At 74.7% G+C, this 18,024-nt stretch carries 8 protein-coding genes; 2 read left to right on the top strand and 6 right to left on the bottom strand.

Translation table 11 applies throughout. The annotated features are described in order from the left end of the window. Nucleotides 1-111 precede the first annotated feature (111 nt). From BMW85_RS05240 to BMW85_RS05230, 3 genes are read right to left on the bottom strand one after another with little or no spacing between them, the layout of a single operon-like run. Nucleotides 112-630 carry a hypothetical protein gene (locus BMW85_RS05240; protein ID WP_091077604.1) on the bottom strand — a complete coding sequence of 173 codons (519 nt, stop codon included), beginning with the start codon at nt 628-630 and terminating at the stop codon, nt 112-114. A 2-nt stretch (nt 631-632) separates the two neighbouring features. Then, nucleotides 633-839, bottom strand: coding sequence for an acyl-CoA carboxylase epsilon subunit (locus tag BMW85_RS05235; RefSeq protein WP_091077602.1), 207 nt, complete (start codon nt 837-839; stop codon nt 633-635). After that, nucleotides 836-2,428, bottom strand: a complete 1,593-nt coding sequence (locus BMW85_RS05230) for an acyl-CoA carboxylase subunit beta (protein ID WP_245774635.1) — start codon at nt 2,426-2,428, stop codon at nt 836-838. Before BMW85_RS05230 ends, BMW85_RS05235 begins: the two co-directional genes overlap by 4 nt. A gap of 259 nt (nt 2,429-2,687) precedes the next feature. On the opposite strand from BMW85_RS05230, the gene BMW85_RS05225 reads away from it, so the two are divergent. Beyond that, on the top strand, nt 2,688-3,323 hold the full coding sequence (locus BMW85_RS05225; RefSeq protein ID WP_091077600.1) for a 4'-phosphopantetheinyl transferase family protein: 636 nt from the start codon (nt 2,688-2,690) through the stop codon (nt 3,321-3,323). Between the two features lie 482 nt (nt 3,324-3,805). Beyond that, the gene (locus tag BMW85_RS49270) at nt 3,806-3,979 is read left to right on the top strand and encodes a hypothetical protein (RefSeq protein ID WP_177240498.1); all 174 of its coding nucleotides are present in this window, start codon (nt 3,806-3,808) and stop codon (nt 3,977-3,979) included. On the opposite strand, the gene BMW85_RS05215 is transcribed toward BMW85_RS49270, so the two are convergent. Genes BMW85_RS05215 through BMW85_RS05205 form a run of 3 tightly spaced genes read right to left on the bottom strand, consistent with a single transcriptional unit; the run spans nt 3,972 to nt 17,886 of the window. After that, a complete protein-coding gene (locus BMW85_RS05215; protein WP_091077596.1) occupies nt 3,972-4,946 on the bottom strand; it encodes a threonine ammonia-lyase in 975 nt (324 codons plus the stop codon). The two genes, BMW85_RS49270 and BMW85_RS05215, sit on opposite strands and share 8 nt — an antisense overlap. Nucleotides 4,947-4,960: 14 nt before the next feature. Continuing rightward, nucleotides 4,961-13,123, bottom strand: coding sequence for a non-ribosomal peptide synthetase/MFS transporter (locus tag BMW85_RS05210; protein WP_091077593.1), 8,163 nt, complete (start codon nt 13,121-13,123; stop codon nt 4,961-4,963). Next, the gene (locus BMW85_RS05205) at nt 13,120-17,886 is read right to left on the bottom strand and encodes a non-ribosomal peptide synthetase (RefSeq protein WP_177240497.1); all 4,767 of its coding nucleotides are present in this window, start codon (nt 17,884-17,886) and stop codon (nt 13,120-13,122) included. The genes BMW85_RS05210 and BMW85_RS05205 overlap by 4 nt, the downstream gene beginning before the upstream one ends. Between the last annotated feature and the right edge of the window lie 138 nt (nt 17,887-18,024).

The following is an 18,024-nucleotide window of genomic DNA, read 5'->3' as shown; positions in this document are numbered from 1 at the left end:
TTCAATAATTCGCTCTCTTTCCAGGGGGTTTACGCAGGGATTTCGCGGGAGTCGCGGGTTCGGGACAAGGGGTTGGCGGCGGCCATTCGAGCCGGCTTTCATGAGCAGGGCTCATCGGACCGGCGGGTCCACGTTCCACTTCTCGGGCAGATCACCGCCGCAGAAGACGCAGACGAAGTCGCTCTCGCGCACGATGTTGTGCTCCTGGCACCCAGGACAGCGCCGGAACACCACCTCGTGGGTGAAGCCGGACGGCCGCCCGAGCCCCGCACGATCGAGAGCCTGGGCGACCGACGGCCAGGAGCCGACGTCCGGGCAGTACCCGGTCGAATGGTTGCTGACGTCGCCCACGACCCATCGCCCTGCCTGGCGGGCGAAGCTGATCTCGCCGGCGCTCAGGACCGGCCGTCCGCCCGCACAGGCCACATGCTCGCTTCGTCGTGGCGCCAGCAGAAGCACGCCGTCCGCGCCGACCACGAAGGTGAACGGCTCGGCCAGCTCCGCCGGGGAGCGCTCGGCGACCCAAATGTCGAAATCAGCCGGCGAGCCGATCCGGCGGCCGCCGCCGCCGGGCCGGACCACGGCCTTCAGCTCGGCCGGTCCCACGTACCGGTAGTTCCACCCCCGCATGCTCACCTGTCAGGGCTCATGCGTCCGGCGGAGGGAGGCCGCGGGAGGTCCCCCGCCTGGGTCCAGGGAGCCGTACGGCGGGCCGGGCGCGGCGGGGCGGCGGCGGCAGTGGCGGCGGCGGTGGCGGCGGCGCGCAGGCGGATCGCGCAGATCAGCGCGCAGATCTCCTCGGCCGTGGGAGCTCCGGCGATCACTCTGATCTCGTTCACATCGGTGGGTTTCCGTGCTTGCGGTAAGGCGGAGGCACGTGCTTGGCGCGCAGCAGCCCGAGCGACCGGATCAGCCGCGCCCGGGTGTCGCGGGGGTGGATGATGTCGTTCACCAGGCCGTGTTCGGCCGCGTAGTAGGGGTGCATGAGCGCGCGGCGGTACTCCTCGACCCGGGTGTCCCGCTGCCGGTCCGGGTCGGGTGAGGAGGCGATCTCCCGGCGGAAGATGACGTTCGCCGCTCCTTCCGCGCCCATCACCGCGATCTCGTTCGTGGGCCACGCGAAGGACAGGTCCGCGCCGATCGAGAGGGAGTCCATCACGATGTAGGCGCCCCCGTACGCCTTGCGCACGATGACCTGGACGCGGGGGACGCTGGCCGCGCAGTACGCGTACAGCAGCTTGGCCCCGTGCCTGATGACGCCGCCGTGCTCCTGGTCGGCGCCGGGCAGGAAGCCGGGGACGTCGACGAGGCTGACGAGCGGGATGTTGAACGCATCGCACATCTGGATGAAGCGGGCGCCCTTCTCCGAGGACCCGATGTCCAGCACGCCCGCCAGATGGGAAGGCTGGTTGGCCACGATCCCGGTCACGTGACCGCCGAGCCTGGCGAGCCCGCAGATCAGGTTGGGCGCCCAGCCCTGGTGGAACTCGAAGAACAGGCCGTCGTCGACGATCTCCTCGATGACGGCCGACATGTCGTAGCTCTGCGCGGGGTCGCTCGGGACGAGGTCCACGAGCGGGTCGTTGCGGCGGTCCACCGGGTCGGCGCAGGAGACGGCCGGGGGCAGCTCCTGGTTGTTGGGCGGCAGCATGGAGAGCAGGAAGCGTACGTCCTCCAGGCACATCAGCTCGTCGTCGTAGACGAAGCCGGCCACTCCGGAGCGGGTGCCGTGGACCCCGGCGCCGCCCAGCGCCTCGCGGCTGATGTCCTCCCCGGTCACGGCCCGCACCACGTCGGGCCCGGTGATGAACATCTGCGCCGTGCCCTGCACCATGAAGACGAAGTCGGTGAGCGCCGGCGAATAGGCCGCTCCTCCGGCGCAGGGCCCGAGCATGACGCTGATCTGCGGGATGACGCCGGACATGCGTACGTGCCTGCGGAAGATGCCGCCGTAGCCGGCGAGGGCCGTGACGCCTTCCTGGATGCGGGCTCCCGCCCCGTCGTTGAGGCCGATCAGCGGCACCTTGGCGGAGGCGGCCAGATCCATCACTTTGTGGATCTTGTCCGCGTGGGCGGCGCCGAGCGCGCCGCCGAAGATGCGGAAGTCGTGGGCGTACACCATGACGTCCTGCCCGTGCACCTGCCCCCACCCGGCGACGACCCCGTCGGTGTACGGCCGCCGGGCCTCCAGCCCGAAGCCGGTGGCGGTGTGCCTGCGGAACGGTTCGACCTCGACGAACGTGCCGGGGTCGAGAAGGGCGTCCAGTCGCTCCCGCACGGTCAGCTTGCCCGCGGCGTGCTGTTTCTCCGTGGCCACCGGATCCGGCCCCTGGATGATGCCGTCCCGCACCAGTTCGAGTTCGGCGATCCTGTCGCGCATGGTCTCCTGCGGCAGCTGGCTCACAGGGCTCGGCGCGGTCTTGCTCATACAACCCCCACCGTGAAAAGCCAGGGAAATGAATATCGGCAACGCCTGCGAGGCGGACATTACGGGCAGCAGTGAAACAGGCCAACCCCTAACCATTAGGGGTGTCCGGGCGGTGACGGTCTCCGTATCGTCCCCTCATGTCGGCTGAGGAACTGTGCCGCCAGGAGGATGCGCGAACAATGACCGCCACCGATCAGAGTTCATGGGCGGTGTTTCGGCCCGGCATCAGTAGATTCGGCCAGACTTATCGTGCTTTCGCATGATTGAGGACCTCATGCCTCCCGGCGTGGTCATCGCCGAGTCGTTCGCCGATCCGCCGGACGCGGCGCTTTTCCCCGAGGAGGCGGCCCTGGTGGCACGGGCCGTGGACGCCCGGCGGACCGAGTTCGCCACGGGACGCCACTGCGCCCGTACGGCCCTGGCCGGGCTGGGGCTGCCGCCCGCGCCGATCCTGTCCGGACCGCGCGGCGAGCCGCTGTGGCCCGACGGCGTGGTCGGGAGCATCACGCACTGCCGCGGCTACCGCGCGGCGGCGGTGGCGCGGCGTTCCGACGTCCTCAGCATCGGCATGGACGCCGAGCCGCGCGAGCCGATGCCCCCCGGAGTCCTGGACGCCATCGCCCTGCCGCAGGAGCGGACCTGGGCGGAGAGCGCTCCGGAGCGGGGCCGCCTGCTGTTCACCATGAAGGAGTCGGTGTTCAAGGCGTGGTATCCGGTCACCCGCCGTAACCTGGGCTTCGACCAGGCGGAGATCACCGTCGACGACACCGGCACGTTCACCGCGAAGCTGCTGGTGCCCGGCCCGGTCGGCGAGTTCACCGGCCGATGGCTCGTCTCCGACGGATTCGTGGCCAGCGCGATCGTGTGGGGCTCGACGCCGCTGTCAGGCATGTGACCACTTGGACGCCGGTGACCTCCCGTTCCTTCGCGTCCTTTCGCATGGCGCTTGCCTGCTTACGTTCGGTGAGGCAGACTGGGGCTCGCCAATCCCTCTGGGGTGCGGAAGTGAGGCCGGGCCTCCCGATGGAATCGGGCGTCCGGCCTTTGCGCTGTCCGAGCTAGTCGACGCAGATGGTCGACATTTTGAGCGCCAGGTGACCGCCAGGCTTTTGGGCACAATGGTTGCTTTGCGGAGGCCGGTGAGAAGTCCTCGGTCGAGTTGGTCCTGCTAGGGCGAGCGCGATTCAATGACGACCTTGGCCGCTCCGGCTTGATCAACCTCGGTCAGGAGCCGTTCGAGGCAGCGCCGACGGGCTCGCTCGGTGCGGTGCCCGCCGCTGTATATGTGCACAGTCACGATGCCGGCTATCGGAAGTTCGGCGAGTGTGGTGGCGATGAGCCGCTGGCGGGCGGGGGTTTCGTCGCAGGGGGCGGCTCTTGTCGACCCGGGGATCACGGGTCCCGGCAGCCGTCCCGGGCAACCGGTCGACCGGCGCAGGCCCGCTGAGCCCTCAAGGGCTGTTCCGGGACCGGGCCGGCCATCTCGACGTCGTGAGCTACCTTCCCAAGAAGCACCACCACGGGATCGTCGTCAAGGGCGGCGTCACCTGACCTCCTGGATCCGGCCCGGCCGCGCCGGCGGCTCCTTCCCGGTCGCCGCGCCCTCCGCGACGTTGCCGCCGGACAGGACCGCGACGACGGGCCCCGGCGGCAGCTGCGCCCGGTGGGCGAGGTAGGCGGCCGTGGTGACCGCGCCGCTGGGCTCGGCGCGTTCCCCCAGCTCTCGTAGGAGCAGGCCGGCGGCGGCGTCGATGGCGTCCTCGGTCACGGTCAGCATGTCGTCCACGTACCGGTGGATGTGCTCCCACGCCAGGGCCCCCAGCACCGGCGCGCGCAGCCCGTCGGCGCGCGTGCGGTAGGTCAGCTCCACCGGCCACGCCGTCCGGGTGCCGGACCGGAAGCTGGCCGCCCCGTCGGCGGCCAGCTCGGGCTCGACGCCGATCACCCGGATCGCCGGGTCGGCGGCCTTGACCGCCACGGCGATCCCGGCCAGCAGGCCGCCGTTGCAGACCGGCACCAGGACGGACCCCACGTCCGGCAGGTCCGCGCGGATCTCGGCCCCGGCGCTGCCGTGCCCGGCGATGACGTCGAACGCGTCGGAGCCGATCACCGTCGCGCCGAACCGGTCGGCCAGCGCCAGGCAGACCTCCTCCCGCAGGGCGGGCGGCACGATCACCACCTCGGCGCCGAGCCGGCGCGCGGCGCTCACCTTCAGCTCCGGCGCCGTGTCCGGCAGGACGACGGTCGCCCGGATCCCCTGTTCGGCCGCGGCGTAGGCGATGGCCTGGGCGTGGTTGCCCGACGACTGCGCGATCACGTGCCGTACGCCCTGCCCGGCCAGCCGGACCACGGCGTTGACCGCGCCGCGCACCTTGAACGAGCGGGTGGGCTGCCGGTTCTCCGGCTTGACCCAGAGCCGTTCGCCGGGCAGCCGCAGCAGCGGCGTGCGCCGTACGTACGGCGCGATGCGGTCACCGGCCGCCCGGACGTCGGCCGCGGTGACGAACCTCGTGCGCACTGCGCCTTCCGTGTTCACGCGCTCAGCACCCTCTCCTGGATGGCGTCCAGATCGGCCGCGGCCTCCGACGGCGGCGCGGCGTCCGGGACCAGGTCCTCCAGGTGGTGCAGCGGCCGGTAGCGCAGCCCCAGCAGTCCCCACACCACCAGGAACACGCCGCTGGCCAGCAGCACCGCCCCCGCGCCACCGCCGGGCCCGTCGGTGAACCGCCCGGCCCACTCCGCCAGCGGGTCGGCGGCGAGGAAGCCGATCGGCTGCATGGCCGTGGCGATCATGATGTTCACCGCGAGGACCCGCCCCTGCAGCTCCGGCCCCACCTTGACCTGGATGATCGACAGCCAGTGCGCGTTGCCGATGCTCATGCACGCCAGCCGGATGAACAACCCGGCCGCGATCAGCCACACGACCGGCCACACGCCCATGAGCACGACGCCGAGCCCGGACCCGGCCACGAAGCCGATCATGCCGGTGGCCCGCCGCCGGGTGCCGCCCCACACCAGCACCACGCCGGTGCCCAGGGCCGCGCCGATGCCGCCGACGGCGGTCACCAAGCCCAGGTCGGCCGAGGTGCCGATGGACAGCACGACCGGGGTGACGAGCACCCACATCAGCGCGGTGCAGAAGTTCACCACCGCGAAGTAGAGCGCCATCACCAGCAGCGGCCGCCGCCTGCGCAGGAACCGCCACCCGCCGGTGAGCGCCGCCGTGAACGTCTCCTCGCGCCGGCGGAACAGCCGGTCGGGGAAGCGCACCAGCAGCAGCGTCACCACGCCGACCGCGAACGTGACCACGTCCACGGCCACGACCGCCGACAACCCGAACAGGCCGATCAGCGCGCCGCCCGCGAGCGGCGCGACCACGTTGCCCACGCCGAAGCCCACGTTCGCCAGCGCGTTGGCCTGCGGCAGGTACGGTTTCGGCACCAGCTGCGCGACCGCCGCCAGCCACGCGGGCTGCTGGAACGCCGCCACGACCGAGGTCACGCCCACGATGAGGCAGACGTTCCAGAACTCCAGTCCTCCGGTGGTCAGCAGCAGCACCAGCGCCACCATGGCGAGCCCGGACAGCGCGTCGCAGGCCAGCATGATCTTGCGCCGGTCCACCCGGTCGGCCAGCGCGCCGCCCAGCGGCGTGAGCAGCACGGCCGGGATCTGCGCCAGCATCGTGACCAGCGCCAGGTCCAGGATCTCGCCGCTGCGCTGGTAGGCCCACACGCCGAGCGCGAACGAGCTCAGCGCCGTGCCGAGCGCCGAGACGATCTGCCCGGACGCGACCGTGTAGAAGGGCCACAGCCGGGTGCGTTCGGGCGGTCGCACCGGCTCGGGGAGCGTTCCGGCCGCCCAGCGGGTCAGGTGCTCCAGCACCAGGGCGGCCAGCGGCTCGGCCTGGTGGCGCAGGAAGTAGTGGCCGGCCCTGGGCAGCACGGCCCGCTCCACCCGCGTCGCGAACGCCGCCCACTCGGCGTAGCGCTCCTCGTGCAGCTCGGTGGCGCGGTCGCGCTCCCCGACCAGGCTGAGGACGGGGGCGCGCAGCGGCGCCCCCTCGCCGGCCAGCTCGCGGCTGAACCACTCCTGCGCCTGGTCGGCGTCGTGCCGCATGGCGCGTACGGCGGTGCGCTTGGCGGCCTCGTCCATGTCGTCGAGCAGCCCGCCGGAGGCACGCAACGCGTCGCGGAACATCCGGTCCGACACCCAGCGGTCGCCGCCGAACAGCCGCCTGACCGCCCCGGGCAGCCGGGCCGCGGGGAAGCTCGCGGCGGCGATCACGCCCAGCACGGGCACGCCGTCCGCCTCCAGCCGGCGTGCGAGCGCGACGGCGGGCGCGGAGCCCACGCAGTGGCCGTAGATCGCGACCGGGCCCGACGCGCTCGCCGCCACCTCGGCGGCCAGCACGTCCACCAGCTCCTCCAGCGGCAGCGGCGGCTCGTCCGGGCGGGCGGGGTCGTGGCCGGGCAGTTCGGCCGAGAGCACCTCCACCCGGTCGCCCAGCGCCTTGGCCAGCGGCTGGTAAACCGCCGCGGAACCGCCGCCGTACGGCACGCACACCAGCGTGAACTCGCTGGCCCGCCCGCCGCCCAGGCGGTGCAGCAGCCCGCCGCCGTCCTCGCGGCCGAGGAACGCGGCCAGCTCGGCCACGGCGGGCCGGGTGAACAGGTCGATCACCCGCAGCCCGCGGCCGATCTCCTTGACCGCGCGCACCGCGGCGAACGAGTCGCCGCCGAGGGCGAAGAAGTCGTCGCCGGCCCCCACCCGCTCCACGCCGAGCACCCGGGCGTAGACCTCGGCGACCAGCTCCTCGTCCGGCGTCGCGGGCGCCGCGTACGCGGCCTGCTCCGCCACCGGCTCCGGCAGGGCGGCCCGGTCGATCTTCCCGTTCGGGTTGAGCGGGAGCCGGTCGAGCGCCATGACGTGCGCCGGCACCATGTAGTCGGGCAGCCGCTCGCGCAGCGCCGAGCGCACGGCCGCGGCCTCCACGGTCGCGGGCGTCACCCACGCGGCGAGCTGCCTGGCCTTCCCCTCGCCGACGGGCAGCACCACGGCCTCGGCGACCTGCGGCAGCGCCCGCAGCGCGGTGGTGACCTCGCCCAGCTCGACGCGGTAGCCGCGCACCTTGACCTGGTCGTCCACCCGGCCGCGGAACTCGATCCGCCCGTCTGCGGTGACGCGCAGCAGGTCGCCGCTGCGGTAGCAGCGTCCCTCCCCGGTCAGCGGGTCGGGGACGAACCGCTCGGCGGTCAGCTCGGGCCGGCCGATGTAGCCGCGGGTGACGCCGGGGCCGCCGACCACCAGCTCGCCGGGCACGCCGGGCGGCACCGGCCGCAGGGCGGCGTCCACCAGGTGCCCGTACACGCCGGGCAGCGGACGGCCCAGCGGCACGATGCCGGTCCGCCGGTCGGCGGGGATCTCCTCGGTATCGCACACCAGGCAGATCATCGTGGACTCGGTGTGGCCGTAGTGGCTCTGGATCCTGAGCCCCGGCCGGGCGGCCCTGGCCCGCTCCACCAGGTCCCACGGGCACGCCTCGCCCGCCAGGATCAGCAGCTCGCGCGGCAGCACGGCGGCCAGGTCGCCGCCCGAGGCCAGCAGCTCCAGGTGGCTCGGCACGCACTTGACGACGTCCACCCGGTGCTCGGCGAGGTAGCCGGCGAACGCGGCCGGGTCCATCGCGGTCTCGCGCGGCACCAGGTGCACCGTCCCGCCCGTGGTGAGCGCGCCGAACACGCAGGTCAGGCCGAAGTCGGCGGCGGGCGTGGAGACCACGGCGAACGAACCGCCGGGCACGCCGATGCGCGGCAGCATGCCGCCCAGGTAGTTCAGCACGCCGCCGTGCTCGGCGGCCACCGCCTTGGGCGTGCCGGTGGACCCCGACGTGAAGATCACGTGGTGCAGGTGCTCGGGCCGTACGTCGATCTCGGGGCGGGTGTCCGGCAGGGACGAGGGCCGGTCGAGGGCCAGCACCCGCCTGCCGTCGCCGATCAGGTGCGCGAACTCGCTCACCGTCACCACGGCCCGCACCCCGGCGGCCTCCAGCATCGCGGCGATCCGCGCCGCCGGGTACGCCGGGTCCATCGGCAGGTAGCCGCCGCCCGACTTCTGGATGCCGAACAACGCGCACGCGAGGTCCGCGCCCGGCTCCAGCAGCACGCCGACCGGCTCGTCCGCGCCCACCCCGGCCTCCAGCAGCCAGTGCGCGATCCGGTTCGCGGCCGACTCCAGCTCCGCGTACGTCAGCGCGCGGTCGGCGCCCACCACGGCCGGGGCGCCGGGCGTCTCGTCCACCCAGCGCTCGATCAGGTGGTGCACCGCCCCGGCGGGCCGATCGGGCGGCGGCCCGCCGGCCACGACCGGGCCGGTCACCGGCTCCAGCGGCACCGCGCCCACCGGCGCGTCCAGGTCGGCGAGCAGCCCGTCGAGCAGGGCGATGTACCAGCGGGTCAGCTTGGCCGCGGTGCCCGGCTCGAACAGGTCGGTCCGGTAGGCGAGCCCGCCGCGCAGCGGTGCTCCCGGCCCTTCGTCGACGACGTGCCAGCTCAGGTCGAACTTGGTGGTCAGCTCCGGCAGGTGGATCTCGGACGCCTCCAGGCCGGGCAGCTCCGGCCGCGCCACGCCCGAGATGTAGTTGAGCATCACCTGGAACAGCGGCGTGGCCGCCAGGTTCCGCTCCGGCCGCAGCCGGTCCACCACCCGGTCGAACGGCGTGCCCGCGTGCGCGAGCGCGCCCAGCGCGGACTCCCTCGCGCGGGCCAGCAGGTCACGCCCGGTCGGGTCGCCGCCCACGTCGGTCCGTACGACCACGGTGTTGAGGAAGCAACCCACCACCCCTTCGGTGTCGGGGTGGTCGCGGCCGGAGACCGGCACGCCGACCGCGATGTCCGCGCTCGCCGACAGCCGGGCCAGCAGCGCCTGCAGCCCGGCCAGCAGCACGATGAACGGCGTGGACCGGTAGGCGGCGGCCACCGCCCTGACCCGCTCGCTCAGCCCGGCGGGCAGCTCCAGGTCGAGCGCGGCCCCGCCCGGGTCGGGCACGGCCGGGCGCGGCCGGTCGGTGGGCAGGTCGAGCACCGGCGGCAGACCGTCCAGGTGCCCGGCCCACCAGTCCAGGTCGGCCGGGTCGGGCACCGGCGACACCTCGGCGTACTGCGCCGGCGGCGGGTCGAGCGGCGGGCGCAGGCCGAGGCGGGCGGCGTACAGGCCGGACAGCTCCGACAGCAGCAGCCCCCGCGTCCACGCGTCGGTGGCGATGTGGTGGAAGGTGAGCGAGAGCACGTGCTCGTCGTCGTTGACGGCGAGCAGCACGGCCCGCATCGGCGGCTCGCGGTCCAGCGCGAACGGCGTCGCCAGGTGGGCGGCCAGCACGTCCTCGACCTCCGACCGGTCCACACGCACGGTGGACACGGGCACCTCGCCGGCGTCGCGCACCACCATGACCGGCTCGGGGCCGGAGTCGTCCACCACGCCGCGCAGCACGTGGTGCCGCTCGGCCAGGTCACGTACCGCGCCCAGCAGCGCCTCCGCCCGCAGCGGGCCGCGCAGCCGCAGCGCCACCGGCACGTTGTACGCGCTGCTGTCCGGTTCGAGCTGCGCCAGGAACCACAGCCTGGCCTGCACCCCCGACAGCGGCACCGGCCCGTCCGCCGGCGCGCGCCGCACCCGCGCGGCCTCGGCCGGGCGGGGGAGCGCGGCGGCCAGGTCGGCCAGCACCGGGTGCTCGAACAACAGCCGCACCGGCACCGCCGCGCCCAGCCGCTCCCGCAGCCGACCGGCCACCCGGGTCGCCGCGAACGAGTGCCCGCCGAGGGCGAAGAAGTCGTCGTCCGCCCACACCTCCGCGAGCCCGAGCACGTCGGCCCAGACCTCGCCCACCAGGCGTTCCCCGGGAGTCCCCAGCGGCACCCGCACCGCGGGGCCCGCCTCGGGCACCGGCAGCGCGGCCCGGTCCACCTTGCCGTTCGGGGTGAGCGGCAACGCCTCCAGCACGCCGATCGCGGCCGGCACCATGTAGTCGGGCAGCCGCTCGCGCAGCGCCGCCCGCACCTCGGCCGCGTCCACCGTCGCCGGGGTCACCCAGGCGGCGAGGCGCCGCTCCAGTCCGGCGCCGACCGGCTGCACGTACGCCTCCGCGACCTGCGGCAGGGCCCGCAACGCCGCGGCGACCTCGCCCAGCTCGACGCGGAAGCCGCGCACCTTCACCTGGTCGTCGATCCGCCCCAGGAACTCGATGAGCCCGTCCCCGGTCACCCTGACCCGGTCGCCGGTGCGGTACCAGCCGCCGGTGAAACGTTCCGCCGTGAGGTCGGGGCGGCCCAGGTAGCCGCGGGCCACGCTGGGCCCGCCGATCCACAGCTCTCCGGGCACGCCGGGCGGCAGCGCCCTCCCGGACGGGTCGGCCACCCGGCACACCACGTCGGCCAGCGGCCGGCCCAGCGGCGCCCGGCCCGGGGAGCTCTCGCTCGCCTCGCAGGCCAGCACCGACACCGTGGTCTCGGTGGGGCCGTAGTGGATCTGCACCTCCAGGTCAGGCCGCGCCTCCCGGACCCGCGCCACCAGGTCCGCCGGCACCGCCTCACCGGCCAGGATCAGCAGCTTCGCCGGCAACGCGGCCGTGCCGAGGAGTTCGAGCTGGCTGGGCACCATCTTGATCGCGTCCACCGGGTGCGCCTGGAGGCGGGCGGCGAACGCGGCCGGGTCGGTGGCCGTCTCGTGGTCGATCAGGTGGAGGGTGGCGCCCGTGGTCAGCGCGCACCACACGTTCGTCATGCCCAGGTCGGCGGCGGCGGTGGAGACCAGCGCGTACGAGCTCAGCCCCGCCGGGACGACCTCGGCCACCGCGCCTAGATAGTGCGTGATGTGCCGGTGCTCGACCGCGACCCCCTTCGGCCGCCCGGTCGAGCCCGAGGTGTAGATCACGTACGCCAGGTGCTCCGGCCGCACGGCCACGCCGGGGCGTTCGCCGGAGGCGTCCGCGGCGGCGGCGAGCTCGGCGTCCGTGAGCACGATCCGCGCCCCGGCGTCGGCCACCACCGCCCGGTTGCGCCGCTCCGGGTAGACCGGGTCGAGCGGCAGGTAGGCCGCGCCCGCCTTGAGCACGCCGAGCATGGCGACGACCAGCTCGGGCCGCCGCTCCAGCAGCACGCCGACCGGCTCCTCCGGGCGCACCCCGCTCGCCAGCAGCCAGTGGGCCACCTGGTTGGCGCGGCGGTCCAGCTCCGCGTAGCTGAGCGAGCCGGCCGCGACCGCGTCCGGGCGGGCGTCGGCCATCCGCTCGACCAGCGTGTGCAGAGGCACGTCCACCGGCAGGTCCGCGTCCCGGCCGCGCAGGTCGTCGCCGGCCGGCAGCCGTACCGGCGCGTCCGGGTCGGTGAGCATGCCGTCCAGCAGCTCCAGATACCAGGCGGCGAGCCGCCGAACGGTGGCCTCGTCGAACAGGTCCTTGCGGTACCGTAACTCGCCCGAGAACCGGGTGCCGTCGTCGCCGAGCTCCAGGTTCAGGTCGAACTTCGCGGTCGGCGCGGGCGGCGACCCGGCCACGACCTCCAGCCCGGGCAACGACACCGGCGCCCCGGTGTCATAGACGTTCAGCATCACCTGGAACAGCGGCGTGACCGCCAGGTTCCGCTCCGGCTGCAGCCGCTCCACGATCCGCTCGAACGGCGTGCGGGCGTGCGCGTACGCGTCCAGCGCCGCCGTACGCGCCCGCGCCAGCAGCTCCGCGCCGGTCGGGTCGCCCGAGGTGTCGCCGCGTACCACCAGGGTGTTGACGAAACAGCCGACGACCCGCTCGGCGTCCGGGTGGTGCCGGCCCCCGTGCGGCACCCCCACGGCGAGGTCGTCGACGCCGGACAGGCGGCTCAGCAACGCCTGCAGCCCGGCCAGGAACACCATGAACGGCGACGTCCCCGCCACCGCGCGCACCTTCGCCGCCAGCGGCTCGGGCACCTCCACCGGAACCGCCGCGCCCTCCCACCCGGGCACGGACGGGCGCGGGCGGGCGAGCGGCAGGTCGAGCACCGGCGGCAGGCCCGCCAGGTGCCCGGCCCACCAGTCGAGGTCGGCCTCCGGCCGCCCGGCCTCCCACGCGGCCACGTCCGCGTACTGCAGGGCGGGGGGAGCGGGGGGCGGCTCCAGGCCGAGGCGGGCGGCGTACAGGCGGGCGAGATCGTCCAGCAGCACACGTTCCGACCAGGCGTCGGTGGCGATGTGGTGCAGGGTGAGCGCGAGCACGCACTCGTCGTCGGCGAGCCGGAACACCGTGGCCCGCAGGGGCGGCTCGGCGTCCAGCCGGAACGGCCGCCAGGCGTGCCCGGCCAGCTCCCGCTCCAGCTCCGCCGGGTCCACGTCCACCACCGGCACCGGCACGGCGGCGACGGGCCGCACCCGTCCCTCCGTGATGACGCCGCGCAGGATCCAGTGCCGCTCCGCCAGATCAGCCACCGCGCCGGTGAGGGCGGCGACGTCCACCGGGCCGCGCAGCCGCAGCGTCAGCGGCACGTTGTAGGCGGGCGTGTCCGGCTCCAACTGGGCCAGGAACCACAGCCGCTCCTGCGCCGGCGACAGCGGCATGTCCGTGGCCGACGTCGCCGGGATGCCGGGGGCGGCGGCCTTCTCGTTCTGCTTCAGCGCGGCGGCGAGCCTGGACCGGACGAGCTCGGCGATCCGGTCCTCACGTACCTCGGTCATCCCTCGTTCCCCTCCATCAGGTCGGCGGCCAGCAGCTCCTCCAGCGCGGCGGCGAAGTCGGCGAGCACCGGGCGGTCGAACAACAACCGCACGGGCACGGCGAGCTGCAACATCTCGCGGAGACGGGCGGCCACCCTGGTCGCGGCGAACGAGGCTCCGCCGAGGGCGAAGAAGTCGTCGCCGGCCCACACCTCGGGTCGTTCCAGCACCTCGGCCCAGACGGCGGCCACCAGGCGCTCGGCGTCGGTGGCCGGCGCGACCCGCGCCGGGTCCGGGCCGGTGTCCGGCTCGGGCAGCGCGTCGCGGTTCACCTTGCCGCTGGGCAGTGTGGGCAGGACCGGCAGGGCGACCCAGCGGCGCGGCACCATGTGGCCGGGCAGCCGGGACCGGGCGTGCCGCTCGATCGCGGCCAGGTCCGCCGTCTCCGGCGTGACGTAGCCGACCAGGTGCGCGTCCGCGCCCGTCCCCGCCACGGTCACCGCGGCTTCGGCGAGCTCGCGCAGCACGGCCTCGATCTCGCCCAGCTCGATCCGGTAGCCGCGGACCTTCACCTGGTGGTCGCGGCGGCCGTGGAACTCCAGCGTCCCGTCCGGCCGCCACCGCGCCAGGTCACCCGTGCGGTAGCACCGGCCGCCCGGCGCGAACGGGTCGGCCACGAAGGCGGCCGAGGTCAGGTCGGGCCGGCCCCGGTAGCCGCGGGCCACCCCGGCGCCGCCCAGCAGCAGCTCGCCGACCGCGCCCGGCGGGACCAGCCGCAGCCGCGCGTCCACCACGTACGCCCGCTCGCCCGGCATCGGCGACCCGATCGGCACCCGGTCGCCCTCGTGCGCGCGCACCCGGTGCAGTGTCGAGGTGACGGTGGCCTCGGTGGGCCCGTAGGCGTTCCACAGCTCGCCGACGCGGAGCAGGATCTGCTCGGCCAGCGCCGGGTCCAGTGCCTCCCCGCCGGCGAGGGCGCGCAGCGCGGGGCCGCCCGCCCAGCCGGCCGCGATCAACATCCGGTACGCGGTCGGCACCAGGTCGATCACCGTGGCCCCGCTCGTGCTGATCAGCTCCGCCAGCGCGTGCCCGTCGGTGGCCGTGGCCCGGTCCACCACCACCGACGTGCCGCCGGCGGTCAGGACGGCCCACAGCTCGGAGGCCGAGACGTCGAAGCTCAGCGGCGCGACCGCGGGCTGCACGTCGGCGGGGCCGAGGCGGAGCGTCGCGATCATCCCGGCCACGAGGGCGGCCAGGCCGCCGTGGGTCACCTCGACCCCCTTGGGGGCGCCGGTGGAGCCGGAGGTGTAGGTGAGATACGCCAGGTCCTCGGCACGCACCTCGGGCAGGTCCGCACGCGGACCCGCCGCGAGCCGATCCGCGTCGAGCGTCACCAGCCCGTCCGCGCCGGGGACCGGCGTCGCTTCGGCGGGTGCTTCGGCGGGTGCTTCGGCGGGTGCTTCGCCGCGCGTGAGCAGCACGCGGGCGCCCGCGTCCTCGGTCAGCAGGCGCAGCCGCTCGGCCGGGTGGTCCGGGTCCAGCGGCAGGTACGCCGCCCCCGCCCGCCACACGCCCAGCAGCACCGCCGGCAACATCCGGTCCCGAGGCACGCGGACGCCGACCACGTCGCCCCGGGACACCCCGTGCGCCAGCAGCCCGGCCGCGATCCGGTCGGCGCGGTCGTTCAGCTCGGCGTGGCTCAGCGCCGCGCCGTCCGGGCCGACGACCGCCGTGCCCGTCGTGTGCGACGCGAGCGCGACCGGCACCGGCGGCAGGTCCTCAGGCAGCCGCGGCCCGGCCGCGCGGGCCAGCAGCGCGGCGCGTTCGTCCGGGGTGACCGGCTCGAACGCCGAGATCACCAGGTCAGGCTCGGCCACCGCGCGCCGCAGCAGCCACAGCAGCCGGTCCAGATAAGCCTCGGCCGCCTCTCTGCCGAGCAGCGCCACCGCGTACTCCAGGTGCAGCTCGGCGCCGGCGGCCGTACGGTTGACGAGCACGCTGAACTCGTGCACCGCCGCGCCCGAGCCGACCTCGGTCAGCAGTTCGAGGCAGCCGGCCCGCACCGGCACTTCCGCGTGCTGCATGGCCAGCAGCACCGGGGCGCGGGGCAGGTCGGCGGGCGGGACCTCCTGATGGACCAGCGCCCGCGTGGCGGCCTGCCCGGCCTGCCTGACCAGCTCGCGGAAGGTCGGCGCGGCATCCGGCCGCAACCGCACCGGCAGCGTGTCGATCAGCGGTCCGACGACCCGGGCCAGCTCCGGCTCGGCGCGCCGCGCCGCGACCATGCCGACCAGCGTGTCCGGCTCACCGGCGGCCAGGGCGAGCGCGGCCAGGTAGACCGCGTACGGGGTCGTGCCGCACGCACGGGCCAGCGCGGCCACGCCGTCCGTGAACTCCCCGGGCAGCGGCCTGATCGCCCGGCCCGTCGTCAGGTCGGCGGGCGGCGGCCCCGCCACCGGCGCCCCCGCCAGCTCGCCGCGCCAGAACTCCCGCAGCCGCGCGAGGCCGGGCCGGTCCTCCTGCTCGCGCACCGCCACGTCGCCGAGCTGCACCGCCGGCTCGGGAACGGGCTCACCCGCCAGCTCGGCGGCCAGCTCGTCCATGAGCACGCCGACGGAACCGCCGTCGAAGGCGAGGTGGTCCGTCACGAGCACCAGCTCGGCCACGTCGTCCCCGGCGGGGCAAAGGCTCGCGCGGAGCAGCGGCACCTCGTCCGTCACGTCGAACACGTGCTCCGCCGCGGCCCGGGCCACCTTCACCGGGTCCGCGCCCGCCGAGTGCTCGATCAGGGGGACGGCGACGGGCGGGTGCACGACCGCGTACGGGACGCCGTCCTCGCCGACGGAGACGGTGCTGCGCAGGGCCTCGTGCCGGCGCAGGACCGCGTCCAGCGCCGCGCGCAGCGGCGCGCTCCCGCTGAGGCCGCGCACGCGCAGCCGGACGGACACGGTGGTGACCGGGGTGTGCGGGTGGAGCTGGCGCAACGTCCAGAGCTCGCGCTGCGTGGCGGTGAGCGGGTGCCGGGTCGCGCCGGTCCGCCGCACCGGCGCCGATCCCGGCTCACGCAGGCGCGCCGCCAGCCCGGCCGCGGTCGGCTCGGTCAGGAACGCCGCCAGCGGCACGGTGTGCCCGAGCCGCCGTGACAGCTCGGTCACCACCCGGGCGGCGGCCAGCGAGTGCCCGCCCAGGTCGGCGAACCGGTCGTGCACGCCCACCTCCGGCAGGCCCAGCACGTCCGCGATCACCTCGGCCACCTCGCGCTCGTCGTCGGTCCGCGGCGCGACCGGCGCCTCGCTCCCCGTGCGGGCGGCGCCCAGCTTGGGCAGGGCGTCGCGGTCCACCTTGCCGGTGGGGGCGATCGGCAGGTCGCCGGTTACGCCGATCCTGGCCGGGACCAGATGGTCGGGCAGGCGCTCGCGTAGCCAGTCGCGCAGCTCCGGTTCGGTCACGCCGGAGGCCGCCACGTGCGCGGCGAGGTAGGCGATGCCGTCGTCGTCGGTGTGCGCCAGCACGACGGAGCGGCGCACCGCGGGATGGCGGTCCAACGCCGACTCGACCTCGCCCAGCTCCACCCGGTATCCGCGGATCTTGACCTGGTCGTCGGCGCGGCCCACGTACCGCAGCAGGCCGTCCACCCACCGGACCAGGTCACCGCTGCGGTAGACGCGGGTGCCGTCCGGCTCGGTGCGGAACGCCTGCGACTCGTGGCCCAGGTATCCACGGGTCACGCCGGGCCCGCCGATCCACAACTCGCCCACTTCCCCGTCGGCGACCGGCCGGCCGGCGGCGTCGCGCACGCTGAGCAGCGCGCCCGCCATCGGCCCGCCCAGCGGCGGGTCGCCCTGGTGGTCGCGGCTCACCTCGAAGACGGTGCAGCCGGTGGTGCACTCGGTGGGGCCGTACATGTTGAGCACGCGGCGCACGCCGGGGTTCGCGTACATGCGCGCGACGAGGGCGGCGGTCAGCCGCTCGCCGCCGGACAGCACCATGCGCACGCCGTCCGGCAGCGGCTCGCGCAGCAGCACCGACAGGGCGGACGGGACACCGAAGACGGTGCGCACCTCGTCGCGGGCCGGCAGCGTCGGCAGGGCCAGCACGCTGTCCGCCATGATCACGGTTCCGCCCGCGCACAGCGGCGTGAAGATCTGCGTGATGGAGGCGTCGAAGCAGATGGAGGAGCCGGCCAGCATGCCGCTCAGCTCCTCGGCGGTGTAGGCGGACGCCTCCCAGCGCACGAAGTTGAGGGTGTTGCGGTGCTCCACGACCACGCCCTTGGGGCGGCCGGTGGAGCCGGAGGTGTAGATGACGTACGCGGCGTCGCCCGGCTCGCCCGGCGCCTCGGGCCCGCGCGCGGCGGGCGTCACGTCGTCCACGAGCACGGTGACGGCGCCGGTCAGCGACGCGGTGTCCCGCTGGGCCGCCGAGGTGACCACCACGCTGACGCCGGAGTCCTCGGCCATGAAACGTAACCGCTCGGCCGGGTAGGCCGGGTCCAGCGGCACGTAGGCCGCCCCCGCCTTCAGCACCCCGATCAGCGCGGGCACCAGCCACTCGTCGCGGCTCAGGCAGATCCCAGCCAGGTCGCCGCGTCCGACACCCCGCGCGGCCAGGGCGTGGGCGACCCCGTTGGCCATGCGGTGGAGCTCGGCGTAGGTCAGCCGGCTCGTGCCCGCGACGACGGCGACGCGATCGGGCGTACGCCGGCACTGCGCCTCCAGGGCTTCGTGGAGGCGGCCGGGCGGGTCTGTGAGAGGACGGTTCGCGCCCGTCACATCCGTGTTCATGTGTCCTCTTTCCAGCAAGGTCGAACGTGCCCGGGCGAGGTCGTCGCTGGGCACGCCAGGTCGCGCGGGCGGCTCACCGTCGCGTGGTCGGCGCATGCGTCCGCGGCGCGTGTCTGTTCCTTGGGGTCGTCTGCTCTA

The organism is Nonomuraea wenchangensis, assembly GCF_900111685.1.
In the GTDB taxonomy this organism is placed as follows: Bacteria; Actinomycetota; Actinomycetes; order Streptosporangiales; family Streptosporangiaceae; genus Nonomuraea; species Nonomuraea wenchangensis.
Note: the sequence above shows the minus strand (reverse complement) of the source record. Positions and strands in the feature narration are given on the sequence as shown.

What these genes read in the sequence shown, in the direction of transcription:
- BMW85_RS05240 (WP_091077604.1), bottom strand. Translation starts at nt 630, where the DNA reads ATGCGGGGGTGGAACTACCGGTACGTGGGACCGGCCGAGCTGAAGGCC.
- BMW85_RS05230 (WP_245774635.1), bottom strand. Translation starts at nt 2,428, where the DNA reads ATGAGCAAGACCGCGCCGAGCCCTGTGAGCCAGCTGCCGCAGGAGACC.
- BMW85_RS05225 (WP_091077600.1), top strand. Translation starts at nt 2,688, where the DNA reads ATGATTGAGGACCTCATGCCTCCCGGCGTGGTCATCGCCGAGTCGTTC.
- BMW85_RS05210 (WP_091077593.1), bottom strand. Translation starts at nt 13,123, where the DNA reads ATGACCGAGGTACGTGAGGACCGGATCGCCGAGCTCGTCCGGTCCAGG.
- BMW85_RS05205 (WP_177240497.1), bottom strand. Translation starts at nt 17,886, where the DNA reads ATGAACACGGATGTGACGGGCGCGAACCGTCCTCTCACAGACCCGCCC.